At 63.4% G+C, this 18,015-nt stretch carries 15 protein-coding genes; 10 read left to right on the top strand and 5 right to left on the bottom strand.

Annotated features, from left to right (window positions below; genetic code table 11):
* Positions 1 to 182: 182 nt before the first annotated feature.
* The 4 genes from ABZZ74_RS24245 to ABZZ74_RS24230 all read left to right on the top strand — a co-directional run bounded on the left by ABZZ74_RS24245 (position 183) and on the right by ABZZ74_RS24230 (position 6,571).
* Entirely contained in the window at positions 183 to 671 is a 489-nt protein-coding gene (locus ABZZ74_RS24245; protein WP_356768187.1) for a hypothetical protein, read from the top strand.
* Between the two features lie 771 nt (positions 672 to 1,442).
* A complete protein-coding gene (locus ABZZ74_RS24240; RefSeq protein ID WP_356768185.1) occupies positions 1,443 to 3,590 on the top strand; it encodes an ATP-dependent endonuclease in 2,148 nt (715 codons plus the stop codon).
* A complete protein-coding gene (locus ABZZ74_RS24235) occupies positions 3,587 to 5,473 on the top strand; it encodes a UvrD-helicase domain-containing protein (protein ID WP_356768183.1) in 1,887 nt (628 codons plus the stop codon). Before ABZZ74_RS24240 ends, ABZZ74_RS24235 begins: the two co-directional genes overlap by 4 nt.
* A 183-nt stretch (positions 5,474 to 5,656) precedes the next feature.
* Positions 5,657 to 6,571, top strand: coding sequence for an aminoglycoside phosphotransferase family protein (locus ABZZ74_RS24230; protein ID WP_356768181.1), 915 nt, complete (start codon positions 5,657 to 5,659; stop codon positions 6,569 to 6,571).
* Between the two features lie 3 nt (positions 6,572 to 6,574).
* Here ABZZ74_RS24230 and ABZZ74_RS24225 read toward each other — a convergent pair whose 3' ends face one another.
* Positions 6,575 to 7,951: a sporulation protein gene (locus tag ABZZ74_RS24225; protein ID WP_356768179.1), complete on the bottom strand. Its 1,377-nt coding sequence runs from the start codon at positions 7,949 to 7,951 to the stop codon at positions 6,575 to 6,577.
* 200 nt (positions 7,952 to 8,151) lie between these two features.
* Between ABZZ74_RS24225 and ABZZ74_RS24220 the strand changes: the two genes are divergently transcribed.
* A complete protein-coding gene (locus ABZZ74_RS24220) occupies positions 8,152 to 8,706 on the top strand; it encodes an ATP-binding protein (protein WP_356768177.1) in 555 nt (184 codons plus the stop codon).
* Between the two features lie 314 nt (positions 8,707 to 9,020).
* Positions 9,021 to 9,326, top strand: coding sequence for a hypothetical protein (locus ABZZ74_RS24215; RefSeq protein ID WP_356768175.1), 306 nt, complete (start codon positions 9,021 to 9,023; stop codon positions 9,324 to 9,326).
* A gap of 407 nt (positions 9,327 to 9,733) precedes the next feature.
* Here ABZZ74_RS24215 and ABZZ74_RS24210 read toward each other — a convergent pair whose 3' ends face one another.
* Positions 9,734 to 10,513: a GntR family transcriptional regulator gene (locus ABZZ74_RS24210; protein WP_356768173.1), complete on the bottom strand. Its 780-nt coding sequence runs from the start codon at positions 10,511 to 10,513 to the stop codon at positions 9,734 to 9,736.
* Positions 10,514 to 10,678: 165 nt separating this feature from the next.
* Between ABZZ74_RS24210 and ABZZ74_RS24205 the strand changes: the two genes are divergently transcribed.
* The 4 genes from ABZZ74_RS24205 (at position 10,679) to ABZZ74_RS24190 (ending at position 14,196) form a co-directional block, all read left to right on the top strand.
* Positions 10,679 to 11,026 (top strand): hypothetical protein, encoded by a 348-nt coding sequence (locus ABZZ74_RS24205; protein ID WP_356768171.1) that lies wholly within the window; start codon positions 10,679 to 10,681, stop codon positions 11,024 to 11,026.
* On the top strand, positions 11,026 to 12,327 hold the full coding sequence (locus ABZZ74_RS24200; RefSeq protein ID WP_356768169.1) for an FtsK/SpoIIIE domain-containing protein: 1,302 nt from the start codon (positions 11,026 to 11,028) through the stop codon (positions 12,325 to 12,327). The genes ABZZ74_RS24205 and ABZZ74_RS24200 overlap by 1 nt, the downstream gene beginning before the upstream one ends.
* Positions 12,324 to 12,521 (top strand): hypothetical protein, encoded by a 198-nt coding sequence (locus tag ABZZ74_RS24195; RefSeq protein WP_356768167.1) that lies wholly within the window; start codon positions 12,324 to 12,326, stop codon positions 12,519 to 12,521. The genes ABZZ74_RS24200 and ABZZ74_RS24195 overlap by 4 nt, the downstream gene beginning before the upstream one ends.
* Before the next feature lie 304 nt (positions 12,522 to 12,825).
* Entirely contained in the window at positions 12,826 to 14,196 is a 1,371-nt protein-coding gene (locus tag ABZZ74_RS24190; RefSeq protein WP_356768366.1) for a replication initiator, read from the top strand.
* A 201-nt stretch (positions 14,197 to 14,397) separates the two neighbouring features.
* On the opposite strand, the gene ABZZ74_RS24185 is transcribed toward ABZZ74_RS24190, so the two are convergent.
* The 3 genes from ABZZ74_RS24185 to ABZZ74_RS24175 all read right to left on the bottom strand — a co-directional run bounded on the left by ABZZ74_RS24185 (position 14,398) and on the right by ABZZ74_RS24175 (position 17,859).
* Positions 14,398 to 16,017 carry a recombinase family protein gene (locus tag ABZZ74_RS24185; protein WP_356768165.1) on the bottom strand — a complete coding sequence of 540 codons (1,620 nt, stop codon included), beginning with the start codon at positions 16,015 to 16,017 and terminating at the stop codon, positions 14,398 to 14,400.
* 217 nt (positions 16,018 to 16,234) lie between these two features.
* A complete protein-coding gene (locus ABZZ74_RS24180; protein WP_356768163.1) occupies positions 16,235 to 16,393 on the bottom strand; it encodes a hypothetical protein in 159 nt (52 codons plus the stop codon).
* Between the two features lie 380 nt (positions 16,394 to 16,773).
* Positions 16,774 to 17,859: a hypothetical protein gene (locus ABZZ74_RS24175; RefSeq protein WP_356768161.1), complete on the bottom strand. Its 1,086-nt coding sequence runs from the start codon at positions 17,857 to 17,859 to the stop codon at positions 16,774 to 16,776.
* Positions 17,860 to 18,015 lie beyond the last annotated feature (156 nt).

Here is an 18,015-nt window from a genome sequence, read left to right as displayed (position 1 = left end):
TGCTTTGACAGTTGGGTGCAAGTGGGCCCGACAAGCAAGATTCTCCTTGATACCAATGCCCCCTGTTGCTGAGGGCGTTGCACCCTGGGGGCGCTCCTCCGAGAGTTACAAGCCTGGCTCCGCAGCCGCCAGCCGTATATTCGAGTGTCCCCACGGGGGGCTGTCCTGCCAGAATCCGGGGCATGAGCGACACCCCCGAGCTGCCGTGGCCTGTACCCGACGAGCGCTTTCGCCACTGGGCTAGCCAGTTCGCTGACATGCACGACTTGGTCCGTGACCTCGTGATCCCGTGTGGTCTGCCCCAGGCTGCGGAAAGCGTCCTGACCACGGCACGCGAGCTGATCCGCATGAGCTATTACCGCTACGAGTTCATGATGATCGGCGCTGCAACCTCCATCATCGCCATCGAGACCGCCCTCACTGACCGCTACGGCAAGGGCACTCTAGCCAGCCACCTCGGGAAGGCTCGCGCTGACCGACTCCTCACTGAGGAGCAGTACGACCTCCTCGATAGCTACGGTCGGCCGATCCGGAACAGGTATGCGCACGGAGATCTCACCCATGCCGTGCTCACGCCGCCTCTGGCAATTGGGATGGTCCGTACATCGATTACGGTCCTCGCTAAGTTGCATGCCACTGCCCGTCCCGGGACCGCAGCTGCGAGCGAATGAGTACCTCAGTGTGGCCGCGGATTGACACGGCTATACAAATCGGACCCAGCGGCAAGATGTTGTTGCCGCTGACGGTCAAGAACTCGGGTCCGTCGCTGGCTTCAGATGAGCGAGGCACTCGGTCGGGTGATGGAAACGCTGGGCGGGGGAGCGAGGAGGAACTGGCGGCTACGCTGGCTACAGTCGCCGCCTCCGTCTCTCGTGTGTCGGCGCCGCCGGCATCTTCTCGAATACCGCTGCCGGGGACCAAAAGCACACCGCACGTCGTCTCCAGGGTGGGTTGGGCCCGAGCCGCTATAGGGCATCTGAGTCTCCGTCGGGGACATGCATTCGCGCCTGCAGGGAGGGCGAATAGCACTGTTACTTGTTCTTGTGCTCGCCGCGGCTGTGCGATAGCTGCGGGGAAGCAGGTCCGCCGGTTGTGGATTGCCCGACTGAGGTGACCTGCCGAGAGAGGCCAACTCTCCGGGCTTGGTGAACCGTCCTGCGGGGGAGCTTCCAGAGCCACAGATGATGCCCGGCGGGCTCGCTTTGGTCGCGATGGAGTGGCTTTGTTGGATACGGCACCGAACTGGTTCCAGCTCGGCTAGCCTGGTCGTCCTGTCCATAGGGAGGGCAGGGCAGATCGAGAGAAGCTGTTTCACTGGCGAGATTATCGAACGTCTGATCGAGTCGCGCGATGGGGCATCCGTAAAGCCCTCAGCGACCCCGAAGTAGTTGGTAACTCGACCGGAGATCCGTACTTAAAGGACAAACACGCCGGGGGGTTCCGTGCACATCAAGGCGTTTCGGGTTCAGAACTTTCGCCGGTTGAAAAATGTTCGAGTTGATCTCGACGAGAAGACGACGATCTTCGTAGGCGCCAATAATAGTGGGAAGACGTCCGCGACCCATGTCTTCCAACGCTTCTTGGACCCCAAGGTCAGATTTCAAATCTACGACTTCACTGCTGACTGTTGGGAGGTGTTTAACAGTCTCGATACTGCCCCAGCCAGTGCAGGTGTAGAACTACCAAAGATCTACTTTGACCTATGGTTCGAGGTGGACGACCATAACATTCACCGTGTGCTTGACTTGCTCCCGGGGCTCGATTGGGACGGGGAACCGGTTGGCCTCCGGATGGTGTATGCACCGAGAGATTCTGTCTCAGTTTTGGAGAACTATCGGAAGGCTCGCAAGGACAGGAAGATCGGCTCAGATGCCCCGGACGCCGCTTATAAGCCGTGGCCTATGGACCTGACGGACTATCTGAGCAAACGACTGACTAGCGAATACGAGATTAAGTACTACATCCTCGATGAGCGGCAATGTGACGCTGACTTGAATCCTAAACCTGGATATGAGCCGTTCTACTTGGGCTCTAGTTCCACTGGAGCCAGCGCGAAGGTCAGCGCACTCATCAAGGTTGATTTCCTAAACGCGCAGAGGCACCTTACAGATGCGGAATCGCACGGTCGAGCCGAGGATTTGTCGAGGCGACTCAGTAGGTACTATCAGCGCAATTTGCAGAAGTTTGAGACGGATCTGGAGGCGCTGAGCGCCATCGCCAATTCAGAGTCCGCTCTCAACGAGCACTTTGAGCAGGCTTTCGGTTCTATCTTCAAAAGTATTGAGCATCTAGGCTATCCGGGAGCTACGAATGCTGGGCTAGTGGTTAAGGCCTCCTTCAATGTGCAAAGCATGCTCAGCACAAGCGCTCGCGTACATTACATGCTACCTCCTATTAATGGCGAAAAGGCGCAAGTTCTACCAGATCAGTACAACGGTCTAGGTTTCAAAAACCTGATTTACATGGCCGTTGAGATTTTGGATTTTCATCACGCATGGGAAGACGTGGAAGGCCAGCGCCCGCCAGTGCACCTCATCATGATTGAGGAGCCAGAGGCGCATCTTCATGCGCAGCTTCAGCAAGTTTTCATTCGACGCGTATTTGAACTACTGCCCGAGGTGAAAGACGGGTTTCACACTCAAATGGTCGTTACCACTCACTCGTCACACATTCTTTACGAGAGTAGCTTCCAACCAATCCGGTACTTTTGTCGAGACAGCACCGACGGGGTTCTGCACTGTAGTGAAGTGAAGAACCTTTCAGATTTTTACAACGGAGAGGAAAAGGAAACGCGCGAGTTCCTCCAGCAGTATCTCAAATTGACCCATTGCGATCTATTCTTCGCGGACGCCGCTGTCTTGGTCGAAGGGAATGTTGAACGTTTGCTACTGCCGCTTATCATTGAGCGGCAGTTCCCTCAACTGAAGTCGTGTCATCTCACGATCCTGGAAGTAGGAGGTGCATTTGCGCATAAATTTCAGGAGCTGCTTGAATTTCTGAGTATCACAGCCTTGATTGTCACTGACCTGGATAGCATCGCGCCTTCCGAAGGGGACATTATTGAGCAGGACGAAAAGGGGCGCGTGTGCAAGACGAATGAACCTGGAGCTGTGACCTCAAACGAGACTCTTAAGCACTGGTTCCCGAAACTGTCGTCGATCGATCAATTGCTCGACCTGACGGACCATCAACGCGTGATCAGACGGGAGGGTCAGGATGTCGGCAATATTTGGGTTGCCTGCCAAACTCGACAGCTAGCCGAATGGGGCTCGGAAGCGGTTGAACTCGCCGGGCGAACGCTTGAAGAAGCCTTCGCCTTGGAGAACTTGCAGTGGTCTCAAGATTCCTCGCGCAGAGTCATCGGTCTCTACATCATGAAATCAAATCAAATGACTCTCCGTGAACTGCACGAGGCGATCTTCAAACGCGTCCGGAATCTCGATAAGACGAGGTTTGCTCTCGGCCTTATTGCCGAGCAAGACAGTTCCTGGAAGGCGCCACGATACATCTTGGATGGGTTGATTTGGCTCAGTAACCGTTTGTCGCCTACTCCAGTGACCATTCCTCTGACCACTGGGGAGGGTAGGTGACCGAGCGGCTTTCTGCACCGGACACCGCTGCCGACATCGAACTGCGGAGCCTTCTTGACGGAGATGAACTCGGATGCTTCGTTATGGTAGCCGGCGCTGGTTCTGGTAAGACGACTTCTCTTGTCAAGGCGCTAAACCACGTGGTGGTGAAACATGGCGCGCGCCTTAGAGCTCGGACTCAGCAGGTAGCCTGTATTACGTACACCGAGGTGGCTGCTCGGGAGATTCACACTGATGTAGGGAGTAGCCCTCTTGCCGCTGTCTCTACTATCCACAGTTTCCTGTGGGCTCTAATTAGTCCGTTCCAAACTGATATCGCGAAATGGGTGCGATGTCGCATTGAGAGCGAGATGCAAGAAATTAAGGAAAGGCAGGAAAAGTATTCGTCACGCACGCGAGATACCACTATCGCTAAGGATGCGTCTGCACTTAAAAAGCTTGGCACTCAACTTCAGCTCCTCAATGAAGTCAGCCGCTTTACCTATGGTACTGGTAGTGACTACGCGAAAGGGGTTCTCGGACATGAAGACATTGTGTCGATGGTTCCCGAGTTGATCTTGAGTAGGCAGTTGCTAGCGCGCATTGTCGCCAGCAAATATCCGTACATTTTTGTCGATGAGAGTCAGGATACTTTTCCAAACGTCGTCCAAGCGTTGAAGCGAGTTGCGGCTCAAGCACGTGGCGCCGTGGGGCTTGGCTTTTTCGGGGACCCTATGCAGCAGATATTCCAGCGTGGGGTGGGTGCTATACCTCTTGAGGAAGGTTGGAGGCGCATCGAGAAACCGGAAAACTTCCGAAGTTCGAGCAAGGTGCTAAGTGTTGTCAACCATGTGCGATCGGAGGCTGACGGTCTGGTTCAGGTACCCGGCCGCCCAGCGAACGAACAAAAGGAAGGGGAGTGCTTCTTCTTCGTCCTCCCTGCGGATGACCATCGAAGTGAACGTCTGGATCAGGTACGACTCTGGCTGAGTCGACACAGTAATGCTGGCAGCTGGTCCGCAGACTCGGCCGATACTGGTGACGGCGCGAAGGTTCTCATGATCGTCCACCGTATGGTTGCGAAGCGCATGGGATTCGAGCAGTTGTACGTCGCCTTTCACGACGGTGATTCGAAGAGTTTGAAGGATGCTTTCGATGAGGGGTCGGCTTGGCCGCTTAGGCCGTTTGAGGAAGTCATCCTTCCCGTATCTGCGGCCGATAGTGTAGATTCCCCGGCCGTGATTTCCCTACTGCGAGAGCGAGGAGGAGTGCTCAACGCGGAATCATCAGATTCTGACGTCAGGGAGAGTTTGAACCTTGCACGTGATGCTGTAGCGAAATTGCGTAAGGTCGTAGCCGACGCTGGTCCTGGATCTGTGCGTGATTCTCTTCGCCTTGCTGTAACTAGAAGGCTCGTAGTCCCGGATCCTCGACTCTCTGTCTACCTCGAACCAGAAGGAGTGCATTCAGAGGTCGTTTTGTCGTCGGAGGCCAGGGAAACGCTAGACGCATTCATGGCGTGTGACGTGACAGAACTCCGGTCATATTTCAAGTACATGCATCAGCAGTCTCCTTACGCGACTCAGCATGGCACTAAGGGTTCAGAATTTTCCAAGGTTGTAGTGGTCGTGGATGACGAAGAGGGGAGGTATAACCTCTACTCATATGAGAAGCTGTTCGGAATAAAGGACCTATCGGAAATCGACAGAAAGAATTTGGCTGCCGGTAAAGACTCGGTGTTGGAGCGAACAAGGCGTCTGCTGTATGTGTGCGTGTCGCGGGCGGTTAACTCTCTGGCGGTCGTTATTTTCGCTGCGGATGTTGCTGCTGCTCGGCAGGCTATTGAAGAGTCTAAAACCTTTCCTCACGGTCAGGTTCTCGCCGTGAGTGATCTAGCTCTGTAGTACTCCACTGTGGCGCTGAGGCCCTGAGATGCAACGTACAGCCGCTCCGTCGCTCCTCAGCCAACGCTCTCGCCGTAATGGCCCGCGCATGGGTACCGTCAGAGCCGTCCGGCGCGTACCGGGGTTGGTCACCCGTAGGCGTGCGCCGGTTGATCGCGCGCGACTAGGGGAGCTGGTACAGGCATGGCGGTTGACGCTGCTCGATGGGAAGAGGGGTTCACGTCGACAAGGGCTACGCGGGTGATGGAGGCCGCGTGCGGAGCTGCGGGACTCGATGCCAGAGGCGCTGAGCTGATCAGGCTTGGAGAGAACGCATTGTACCGACTGGCCTCAGCGCCGGTGATCGTTCGAGTGGCTCGTGGCGAACCGTGGTTGCCGAAGGCTCGTGTCGAGGTTGCTGTTGCCAGGTGGCTGGCCGCAGAGGGGTTTCCGGCGTCCCGTCTGGTTGACGGCCTGGACCAGCCCTTCCTAATCGACAGCCACCCCGTGACTTTCTGGCGCCTCATCGTGGAGGGCCAACGTAAGGCCACTTACGGCGAACTGGGTGGCATCCTGCGAGACCTGCACTCCATGACTGTGCCCGCGGGCCTGGAACTGCCTGCCTTCGATCCCTTTGACAAGCAGGAGCTGCGGATCAATAAGGCGCTGATCCCAGAGGATGACCGTATCTTCCTCCGCAAGCGCTGGCAGGAGCTGCGTGGGCAGTTCGAGGAGTTGAGGTTCGAGACTCCGAAGGGGCCGGTACACGGGGATGCTCACGTGCAGAACCTCATGGTGAACGATCGAGATGAAGTGATCCTGATCGACTTCGAGGCTTTCTGTTTCGATCACCCCGAGTGGGATCTGATGGTCACGGCAGTCGAGCATCACAGCCTTGGGTGGCAGAGCGACGAGCAGTACGCGGACTTCGTGCGGGCGTACGGGCGGGACTTGTACCACTGGCCTGGCTATGACACGCTCCGGCGGCTCCAAGAGTTCGGCATGACGACGTGGCTCATGCAGAACGTGCAGGAGAGCGAGGACACGGCGACCGAGTACCGCCGGCGCATCGCTGGCTTGCGCAACGACGATGCGCCGCGCGACTGGCGTCCCTGGTAGCTGCTACTCGTCCTCGTCGTCCAGGCGGGCGAGTGCTTCACTCACCTGCTCGTTGAAGGCGACGACGGCGGGGTGTGCAGCGTGTGCGCTGACCTCGGACTGGAAGTCAATGACGTAGCGTTGGAAGCGGGAGGACTGGAGAGAGTCGCCGCCGTCCACGGCAAGGCTCGCTGTGGTGACGGCGGCTTCCAGATCACCGTTCAGGAGCTGGCTCTGGGCGAGCACCATACGGCAGAAACCCAAGGTGCGGGCGTACTCCGGGTCGGTGCTGTCCACGGCTCGCTGTGCGTGCTCGACGGCTTCGCGTCCCATCTTCAAGTCCCGGAAGCAGTGACAGAACTCGCCCAAGAGTTCGGCGTCATCGAAGTAGCTGAGCCATGCCGGGTCGTCGGCGCTGTCGGCGCGCTCGAAGTGTCGTTCTGCTTGGTTCATAGCCTCTGCCGCCCCGGTCCGGTCGCCGGCGTTGGACAAGGCGCGGGCTTCCATCGCCCAGTAATTCGCCATGGCTCGCGGGGTGGCCCGGCCTTTGGCGCCCTCGACGGCTGAGCGGGCAAGCTGGATGGCTTGGGTGTGGTTGCTCAGGTAGTTGGCCTGGTGGCTCAGGTTGCCCAGGACGCGGGACCCGAACATGCGGTCATCGATGACCTGGGACAGCCGCAGTGTGGACGTGAGATAGCGGTGCGCAAGCCGGTGGTTGCCGACGTCGTACGCGGTCCATGCGAGCAACTGGGAGACCTCGGCGGCGGCCCCGAACAGTGCCGTGCCCACCTTCTCGCTGTAGCTGGCGTTTAGCAGGGGAAGGACCTCGTGGCGGAAGTAGTGGCGTAATGCCTTGTGGCCGTGGCCGCCGCCATACTTGAAGTCGAGCTGCATGAACATCGAGGCGGCATCCCTGATCGCGCGTACGTCGCGCATACCGACTCGTTGGTGTGCGGCCCGGTCGGCCTGGACGCCGTCGGGGCGGGCGATCATCCATGACAGGACGGCTGAGCTGAGGTCGGTATCGGCGATGATCAGTTGGTCTGTGGCGGGCTCGTCGGCGCGCTCCTGGGCAAGGTCGTCCAACATGGACAGGGCCTCCGGGACGGTGGTCGGGTAGCCGATCGGCTCCGGGGCTGTTGGCTGGGTGTGGTGGAAGAAGCCAAGGTCGCCTGGCGTGACGCGACGGCCCAGCTTGGCGCTCAGGGCGTCGGCCATGATCGCTGCCGTCTCCGGTTTGATTCCGGCGCCGTCTCGCCAACGCTGCACGGCGACATGTGTCGTCCCGAGACTGATCCCCCGCTGGGCGGCAGCGTCCTTCATCCGCTTAGCCAGCCCTTTGTTGGAGACCTCCGCCTCGTCCATGACCGCGATCAACTGGGCGTTCGTTTCTCGGCTCATGCTCCCCTGCCAACCCGAGAATTACGGCGAGTGTTCATCGTGTCACAGCAGTCTCGCGTTGGGGGGTTCATTCGTGAACCCCCTTCGCGTTTGCCGGTGTTCACGTGAACCCCCTGGTGAACGCTCCCGATCGGAGCGCCGACGCCGTGTACTGGCGTTGCACAAAGCAATCGGTGCTACGAGAGCTGGGAAGGGACGCGATGGACGCGGCGAAGACCAAGCATCTGAGCGGAGAGCTGGACGCCTACGCTCACTGGTTCGTAGCGCCGGATCCGGCTGAGGGCGGGCATTTTCTGGCGGTCACCCTGTTCGCCGAGTTCGATGACACGGCGAGGCTCGCGCGTGAGGTGACGGCGGTGTTCCTGCGGGGCGCTGGCGCGGGTGAACTCGTGGACGACGCTCAGTTGGTCGTCTCGGAGCTGGTGGCGAACGTTGTGAACCACACCGTTCCGGATCGTCGCCTCGCCCAGCCCGGTAGCTGCCGGCGCATTGACGTGACCTTCAAGAAGTACCCGAAGTGGGTCTTCCTGGGCGTCGCCGACGAAGACTCGACACCACCACTGCTTCCGGTGGGTGATGCGTTCCCTGCCGCCCTTGTCGGCGAGTTGTCGGAAGCAGTGCTGCCGGACAGTGGGCGTGGGCTGCTGATCGCTCAGCGGCTCGCCACGTCGGTCTGGTGGTCGCCGGAGGAACGGGGTGGCAAGACGGTGTGGTGCCGTTTCGACCTCGACCGGCCGGGCGTCTGCTCGGCCTGACAGACGCCGGGTCGTCACCCCTGTTCTCTCCTTCGCGATCGGGAGTGAGGTGGCGGCGCGGTTACTGGCTGGAGCCTGACCACTCCGGCCGAAGGGACGCGGTCTCTCGGACGACCCGGGGGCTCCCCTCCCGAGCGAGAGTCCGCGTTTTACATCCCCACATAGGCCGGGCCACCCCGTCAGCCCTGGAAAGCGAAGGGTGGCCCGGCTGGGAACACGGCGGTTCCCGGTGCCTGATGGTACCGGGGCCGCCGTGCTGCGTTTCGGCCCTGGTCCAAGGAAGTTGATGATCCGTTACCTAGATCAGGGCAGAGGTGGGCAAGGTGACCGGCTTCGGTGAGGACTGGCTGAACGATGGTCTCGACGCGCCGGGCGCGGACTCCGGGCTTTGGGTGGCTGGCGTGGGCTACATCGCCGGCTGGCGTGAGGCCCGTGAGGCTGCCGACCGGCTGAACCGTGCACTCCTGGGCGTGGGCCTGGAGCTGTCCGAGCTGCGGACCGTCGCCTCGACGAATGAGGACGGGCGCGGGGTGGTCCGGCTGAGCGGTTGGCCGGACGCCATGGATCGGCTCGCTCATCTCTTGGAGACGAGCGCGAGGGGCGCCGGTGGTGCGGTATGAGGCGCCTTCTCGCAGGTGAACGCTGCACGTGGGCACGTCGTCGGCTGGAGAGACTTTGGGCGGGAGCTGCCATGGGGCGAGTGAACAGGGGGCCTTACGCTCGCCAGCGGATCGGGCAGTCCTTGGACCTGCCCGCAATAGCCCGATCGGCCCCCTGTTCTTCGAGGCTCGCCCCATGGTGGCTGCCTAAAGTCTCGGAGGCCGTCGACCCCCAGCCCACCACGCCCCGGCCCGTGACGGCCGGTCGTCGCCTGGACTGCTTGGGCGTGCTGTGGTGTGGGGCGTGGGCCGTCCGGACGGGATCGGCGGCCACGCCGCACGCCCGGCCGGGGCGGCCGGGCGCCCCGGCGCGCCGCAGGCGCGCCCTTGAGGAAGTGAAGGCTGTTTCGACCGATTGCCGGTGCAGCTCAGGCCCGGGTGCGTCGGGTGGGCTGCTTGTCGGCGGTGATTCGGTAGGCGAGTTCGGCACGGTCGGCGCCGAAGCGGAGCTCTTCGAGAAACAGCGGGCGGTCGTCGGTGCCGTGTGCGGTGCGGGTCACGTGCAGGACCGGGGTCGCGTCGGGGAGCTTGAGCGCGGTGCGCTCGTCGGGCAGGGGCATGCGGGCACGGACCGTCTCCGTCCACGAGAGTGTGTGTCCGGCCTGGGTGAGTACCCAGTAGATCGCCGCGGCGGGCTTGCACGGTTCCTCACCGAGCAGCGGGACGGCCTCGGCGACCTCGAACGGGATCAGCGTGCGGTGCATGGCACGGGTCCCGGTGCTGGGGTCGATGAGCAGCCGGTCACAGCCGAACAGAGCTTCTTCCCCGTCGAGGTGGAGGAGTCGGCCGGTGTCCTTGGTGGTGTGCGTGCGGTAGGTGGTTGGCTCGTCGGCCTCCTGCCAGATGTCCCCGTTGGGCATGACGAACTTGCCCTCCGCCGTGCGACTCACCCTGCGCTCGATGGTCAGGCGGGGCTGTCCGCTGGAGCGGACGAAGCTGCCCTTGCCGTGCCGGACGTCGATGAGTCCTTCCGCGCGCAAGGCCGAGATGGCGTTACGGACGGTGGGGCGCGAAACGCCGTAGCGGGTCATGAGCTGGGCTTCGGACGGCAGCAGGGAGTCGGGCGCGAACTCACCCGACAGGATCGCTTCCCGGATCGCGGCGGCCACCTGCTGGTAGAGGGCTCCGGGGCGCTGGATCTCCGACATTCGGTCATCTCCCGGGTGAGGTCGTAGGCACGTCGCACGCGCGACATCACTCGTCAGCATAAGTAGTTGCACCCCTGCCGTACAGCACTTCATAGTCGTAACTCGTAAGGACAAGTGACGTCAGCATCGGAGCTGGCGTCCCAACTGGCCAAGGAGGCCACAGAAATGCAGTCCATTCCCGTGGACACGGCGCGACTGGGCGTACTGCGGTGCGCCATCGCGCCCGAAGCAAAGCTCACCAACTCCGAGACACAGGAGGTGAAGAGGGACCGGGACGGCAACCCGGTGTGGACCGTGGCGGTCACCGTGCGGCAGGACGGCCGCCGGATCTCGGTCATCGAGATCGCCGTCAGCGGTCAGCCCAAGGGCATTGAGGAAGGACAGATCGTCCGCGTCACCGGCCTGACCGCGTTCATGTGGTCGATGGGCGACCGGCACGGCGTCAGCTTCCGCGCCGACGCCATCACCCCCGTGCACGGAACCGCCGCAGGGGCAAAGGGTGGTGACGCGTGATGGGACCCATCTTGCTCGCCTTCGCGCTCGCGGTGCTGGCCTGGGTGCTCGTCGTCGGTGACCTGGTGCGCCGGCACCGCCCGGCCTGGCACTGGTACCTGATCGGCTACCCCGTCACCGTCTGCCGGGTGCTCGCCACCTGGCGCAGGATCGCTGTGCTCAACGACCTCGCCGTCTCCCGGCGTCCGGCGCGCGGGCTGCTCGGGGACCTGGTCGTCAAGGGCGATCCGCTGCGGCCGGTGGCACCGCGGATCTCCTTCCCCCGCGCCACCCGCATGGGCCTGACCCTCGTCGTGCGGCTGCACGCGGGACAGACCCCGGTGACGTACATGAAAGCGGCGGACGCGTTCGTGCACGCGTGGAAGGTCCACGCGGTCCGCGTCACCTCACCGGAACGCGGCCTCGTCCTGCTGACCGCGATGGCCAGCGATCCGCTGCAGCAGCCCGGCTTAGCCACCGCCCCCGCGGAGCTGCTGTCCGCGCTCATCGGCGCCCTGGAAACCGGCGGCGCCTGGGTGATGAACCTGCGGCTGGTGCCGCACTGGCTGATCGCCGGGGCTACCCGGTCCGGTAAGTCGACTCTGCTGGCGCGACTGATCACACAGCTGGCGACGCAGCCGGTCGCACTCGTCGGGATCGACTGCAAGGGCGGCATGGAACTCGGCCTGTTTACCGGGCGGTTGAGCGCGCTGGCGACTTGTCGCAGAGAAGCCGTTGCCGTGTTCTCCGCCCTGGTGGTCGACATGCAGGACCGGATGCGCGTGTGCCGGTCGGCCGGGGTGCGCTCGATCTGGGAGCTCCCGGACAAGCTCCGGCCGATACCGGTCGTCGTGATCGTCGACGAGATCGCCGAACTGTACCTCTCCGACGGCACCCGCGAGAGCAAGGCGGAGGCGGAGCAGTGCTCCACGCTGCTGCTGCGCATCGGGCAACTCGGGGCCGCGCTCGGCCTGCACCTGGTCGTCGCCGGACAGCGCGTCGGCTCCGACCTCGGCCCCGGCGTCACCGCGCTGCGGGCGCAGCTCGGCGGACGCATCTGCCACCGGGTCAACGATCCCGGCACGGCAGAGATGACCTTGGGCGACCTGAACAAGGACGCCGTGGCGGTCGCCCAGTCGATCACAGCGGAGGAACGCGGCGTGGCCGTGTGCACGGGCCCGGACGGTGGCTGGAGCCGCGCACGCTCCCACCTCACCCCGACCGAGGAAGCCGTAGCAACGGCCCGGAAGTACGCGGCCCTGACCCCGCACCTGCCCGCCCTCGACCGCGCGCTCGCGGTGCTGGAAGGAGACAACAAGTGATAAGCGAAGGAACGGCGTTCACGTTCGCGGTGATCTTCGGGATCATCACCGTCCTCCTCGTCCGCTCCCGCGACGTCCGCGCCTGGGAAGCGGTCTGCGTCGGCCTCTTCGGCGTCTACCTCGGCCAGACCCCCGTGGTCTTCACCATCCACGGCCTCGTCACCTGGCTTATCAGCGGCTTCTCCCACACCTGAGCAGAAAGGACGCACAGCCATGCCGATGCCTCGCGTGAGGTGCCCGAACTGCAAGGGCGACGGAGCACGCAAGACCTGGACCGGACGACTGCGGCGCTGCCGCGTCTGCCGGGGCACCGGAACCATCCGCTGACCAGTAACCCCACCCACTTCACCACCGAGAGGACAACCTCATGGACAACGGCGCACCACCACCCACCCACCGAGCCGCTTCGGCGGCCCACCCCGGAAGGTCACCACCATCACCCCTCAGTCCGAGACCACCTCGGCTGACCGGCGCGCCGCCCTCGACCGCGCGGCGCGCCTGAGTCAGCTGACCGAAGCAGACCGCGACGCCATCCGCATCGCCCAAGACCCGCAGTTCCCGCGCTGGCTGGAACAGATCACCGCAACCGGCGGCTGCTCCCACCCCGTCCACCTCTCCGGCTCCACCACCACCCTCGATGGCACAACCGGCGAAATCTTGACCCACTACGACACCCGCCATGAGCCTGGCGAACGTCTTCTTGTCCGCTGCCGCAACCGCCGCGCCACCGTGTGCCCGGCCTGCTCCCGACTCCACGCCGGAGACACGTACCACCTCGTCCGCGCCGGCCTCCTCGGCGGTAAGAACGTCCCCGCCGCGGTCCGCGACCGCCCCCGGCTCTTCATCACCCTCACCGCCCCGTCCTTCGGGGCCGTCCACCGAAGCGGGGAGGCGTGCCGTCCTCGACGCGACGGCGGCGTATGCGAACATGGACGTCCCCTCGGCTGCGGCACCGTCCACGCCCCGGACGCTCCGGCCGTCGGGCAACCGCTGTGCGCCGACTGCTACGACTACACCGCCCACGTGCTGTGGCACGCCCACGCTTCCAAGCTGTGGGACCGCTTCGTCATCGACGTCCGGCGGCGCCTGGCCTCCGCCATCGGCCTCGTACAGTCCCACTTCGCCCGGCACGCCCGGCTCTCCTTCGCCCGGGTAGCCGAGTACCAGAGGCGGGCGGCCGTCCACATCCATGCTGTCGTCCGCCTCGACGGTCCGGACGGGCCCGGAGAGGGACCGCCGGCATGGGGTACGGCTGACCTCCTCACAGACGCTGTGCGGGCTTCGGCCCGACGGGTACGGGTTGGAACGCCACACAGCCCGGCCGTTGGTGAGCTGACTTTGCGCTGGGGTGCTCAGATCGATGCCCGGCCCCTACGTACCGACAGCGACGGCCCGGACGATGACGCGGTGGCTGCGTACGTAGCCAAGTACGTCACGAAAGGCGCGAGCGACACTGGCGCCGGCACTGACTACCGACTCACCACCTGGGGCGAGATCGGGCTGGCGCCGGTGAGCGAACACGTCCGTGCCCTCATGCGGACCTGCTGGCGGCTGGGAGGACTACCCGAGTACGAACCCCTTCGCCTGCGCGCCTGGGTCCACACCCTCGGCTACCGGGGCCACATCCTCACCAAGTCCCGCGCCTACTCCACCACCTACACAGCGCTCCGCGCCGAACGCGCCCACCACCAGGGCCACACCGACCTACCCAACGCGATCAGCGAACGGCACTGGCGCTTCGTCGGTTCTGGCCACACCCCCGGCGCAGCGCTCATCGCCGCTGGCATTGCAGAGGACCTTGCCGAGTCCCGGCGGTTGGCTCTGCCCGCGATGCGAGAGGGGGGTGAGGCTCATAACCGTTCTGCCTGAACCTGACTCGAAACAGTGTGAGCGTGCGCCGCTTCTCAAGCGCTCCGACGACGGCCGGATGCCCCTGATACAAAGCGAAATCGTGATCGTCGACGATGACGGAACGGAAGAGCCGTTCGATCCCGCATCATGGTTCTCGTGACGAGGAGCCGCCCGCCCGGTTGCATGGGGGCGGCTCTGCTCGTATGGCTGCCAGAGCCGTCAGAATGCCTCGGCGAAGTCATCCTCTTTCATGATCAGCCGGTTTCGTACATCTTTGGGGATCATGAGCTTCATGTGGATGTGAGGGGCGCGAACCCCCTTCACCTTGCTCCGCTTGATCACGCATTTGACGCCGACCCTGAGCAGATCGGCGGCCATAGCCTCTATGCCGCCTTCTTCCCAGTGCTGCCGGAAGGTCTTGCCGTTGTGCACGGCTACCCATCGGTCTTTCGTGGACTCCGGATCGATGGCCCCCAACTGCTTGATGAGGTCGTCCAGCGTCTTCTCGGCCTTCTCCTTGGTGAAGCGGGTCTTCGTGAATCGGCCTCCGGGCTCCAAGCCCATCATGTAGTAGCTGATGGACTCTTCCAGCCGCTGTAGCTCCTTGCGGGCGTCGGCACCCTGGCGGTACTCGCGTGTCATGACCGGCTCGTCACCCAGGACCCTCAGCACGTCGTCCACGAGCTTGCCGTAGATCTCGTCGGGCTCAGGGGCGCCGTGTCCTCCGGCTTTGCACTTACCGCATCGCAAGTACGAGTACGACCGTCCATTGACGCGGTTCTTCTGCACGGTCATGTTCGAGCGGCAATCGTGGCAGATCAGTACACCGAGGAACTTCGTCGCGCCGCCGGGACGCCTGGTGGGTTGGTCCTTCGCCCTGTGGTCTAGGGCCTTCTGAAGGCTGTCGTACTCTCCTTCGGTAAAGATCGGGTTGGCTACACGGATGGGTTGAGCATCACTACCAAGGACGATCTTCGAGCGGCGTATACCTCCGTTCTTGTCCTCTTCCACCCGGTAGCCCATGAGGGCAGGGTTCCTGAGGCGCCGGAGCAACGTTGAGGCCGTAAGCCCTGGACCGCAGAGACCGGCTCGTACGAGAACCTTGGCCATGCGACGGGCTGACGCCGGCTTGGCCCGCATGGCGGCTTTCCGGCACCAGTGCAGTGCCCGATACGCATCCGGGTTGACGGCGAGTACGACCCGGCCGTCCTCGCCCTCCGCCGTCTCGTATCCATACGCGGGCTTGCCGACAAGCCACTCACTCTGAGTCTTTGTGTAGTCCCAGAGGCTGGCTACGCGTGTGCTCGTGTTGGCGGCCTCGATCTCGGCGATACCACCGATGATCGTCACCATGATCTTCCCTGCCGTGGTGGTCAGGTCGATTGAGTCGTTCTTGGAGACGAGGTTCTTGCCGTACTTCAGGCACCAGTCGATCACGGTGCTGAGGTCGCTGAGCCGCCGGACGAAGCGGTCCAGCTTCCAGAAAAGGATCTCGTCGAACTCTGGTGCCCGGTTGTTGAGCCATTCCCCGAGTTCCTTGCGCTTCCACGGCGGGACCTTCGTGGCTGACACATTGAGGTCGCTTGCCACGCCTACGACTCGACAACCGCGCTCCAGGGCCAGTTTGCGGAGATCGAGTTCCTGACGAACAGGTGACGTCGTGTCGTCGGTGAGGACGGAGAGCCGCACAGACAACAGGGCCCGCGGGGCGTCGTCGGGTAAGCGTGCCTCCGCCCTCTTCAGCTCCTCCAAGAGCGCTAAGTCCACCTCCGTCCACTCTGTCTCAACTGCGTACTGAGCGCGGTCAGTTGCCGCGCGGGTCCTCGTTCGCTTCCCCATGACCAGCACGGTAGCGGTTTTGGGTGCGTTGGTGAATGGCCGCAGATGGACACCCACATCCAGGTCGGCCCGACGGGCAAGAAGCTGCTGCCCTTGATGGTCAAGAACGCAGGTCCGACGCCCGCGTCCGGTGGTCACGCGCACTGACGTGAGCGGGCCTCTTGCGCGAATTGCTGAGGCCCTGGCGGGGCGAGTGAGGACATGTGTAAGCGCGGGGTCAGTCGGCGTGTCGTTGTCGTCCGACGTCGACGGCATGGAGCATGAGGCGGACCACGAGGCCCAGCGCCAGGAGGTCCAGCATCATTTGGGCGGTGACGACGAGTCCAGCGGCTTCGCTCTTGGCCGTGATGTCTCCGAAGCCAACGGTGGTGGCCACCGTTGCAGACCCGCAGGACCTGATCAAAGAGGCCGCGTCCGTCAGCCGTACGGCGGAAGGCGCCGACGGACACGCTGTCGCTGACAATCAAGAACGCGGGTCGTCGGCGCGGCCCTCAGGGCGTGAGGACGACCTTCTCGCAGTGGTCCTGCTTGTTCTTGAAGAGGTCATAGCCGGTCGGTGCCTCGGCCAGGGGCAGCCGGGGGGTGATGATCCGGGTGGGGTCGATCTTGCCCTGTTCAACCGGATCGGCAGAACGGTGGTTTGGGCCGCCGGCCCGCTGGGCCGAGCTTCAGCGCTCCGGCGGCGTTGGGTGCGGGTCCCCATCGTCCTTCGACGCGAAACGACCCTTTTTTCGATCGATCGGCTGATTTCCCCGGCTACTCACCGTCGTCCTCGAGCATGCGGCGACGTTCTTGTTCGCGCTTGGAGTAGGCGGCTGCCCGGATCGCCTCGTCGCTCTCCAAGCCCGATCCCAGCGCGCCGCCCACCGTGGCGACCGAAGCGACGAACCAGGACAGCGTCCAGTACTCCGTGGCGTGCAGCGGGGTTCGTGTCATGGAGGCGAACAGTCGGTCGTTGAGGATGAAGAGCGCCCAGACCAGGTTGATGACCGCCAAGCCCGCGTAGCACACGATCACCCCCATCCCCACGGTCACGACCGTCGAGGCGTTGTAGAGAGCCGCCCTCTTCCTCGCCTCCGGCGACACCTCATCCGTTCGATGCCACAGGTTCGCGTCCACGATCAGCCACCCGATCATGAGTGCGACGGACCCGACCATGGCGATCACCAGGCGTGGCGTGCTCAGGGAGGTGGCAAGGCTCCAAACGGTGGAGTTCACGGTGGCGACTGCCCCCGTGGCGAGTGCGGCGGCCAGGGCCTTCGAAAGACCCGGGACCAACCGCCAAGGCCGGTTCGCGCGGACCATGCCGCCGAGCACGGTCAGATAACCGCGCGGGCCGCTGACGACGTATCGGAGATCAGCGGTCTCCTCCTCGCCGATCTGGCCCGGGTGAATGGCAGCAAGGCGCCCGGCGAAACGTCCCAGCGACTTAGGCCGAGGAGGCTCTTCAGGCGTAGTGGCCCGCGCATCCGTCAAGCTGAGCACGACCTCTTCCACCGCCCGCAGGGCCCTTGTCCGAAAGCGCAGGCCGCCCAGCGATGGAAGGGACAACAGCGCCAAGCCATGGTCATGGCTCAGATCCATGACGAGCTTGCGCCCATGTGTGTGCAGTGGAAGATCGGTGAGAGCCACGACGATGTCCCAGTGCTCCGCACGCCCGCGGTCCATGATCCGGCGCGTCAACGTGGACAGGTCCTCGGTCCTCGCGGTGAAGGGCTCACTGAGCACCTCGACGTCGAACCGCCTCCCCTGACCCGACTTCTCGGCGAGCCGATCGGGGAGTATCCGGGCCATGCGCTGCGCGATCTCCGTCGGTGCGTCCGGATCCGCCAGGAGAGTCACTGCCGTAACGTCCTGCGACGCCTCCCGCAAGACCGGACCCCTCTCGTCGGCTGTCCTGGGACCACCAGTGCCCAGGATGACCACGAGGTAACGGCGGTGCCCCATGACGTGCCCAAGGGACGCGGTCGATCCGCACTGGCTGGACGGCGGGCAATC

It is taken from the genome of Streptomyces sp. NPDC006476, from assembly GCF_040612015.1.
Taxonomy (GTDB): domain Bacteria; phylum Actinomycetota; class Actinomycetes; order Streptomycetales; family Streptomycetaceae; genus Streptomyces; species Streptomyces griseorubiginosus_B.
The sequence above is the reverse complement of the archived record's forward strand: the minus strand, read 5'-3'. Positions and strand labels throughout refer to the sequence as shown.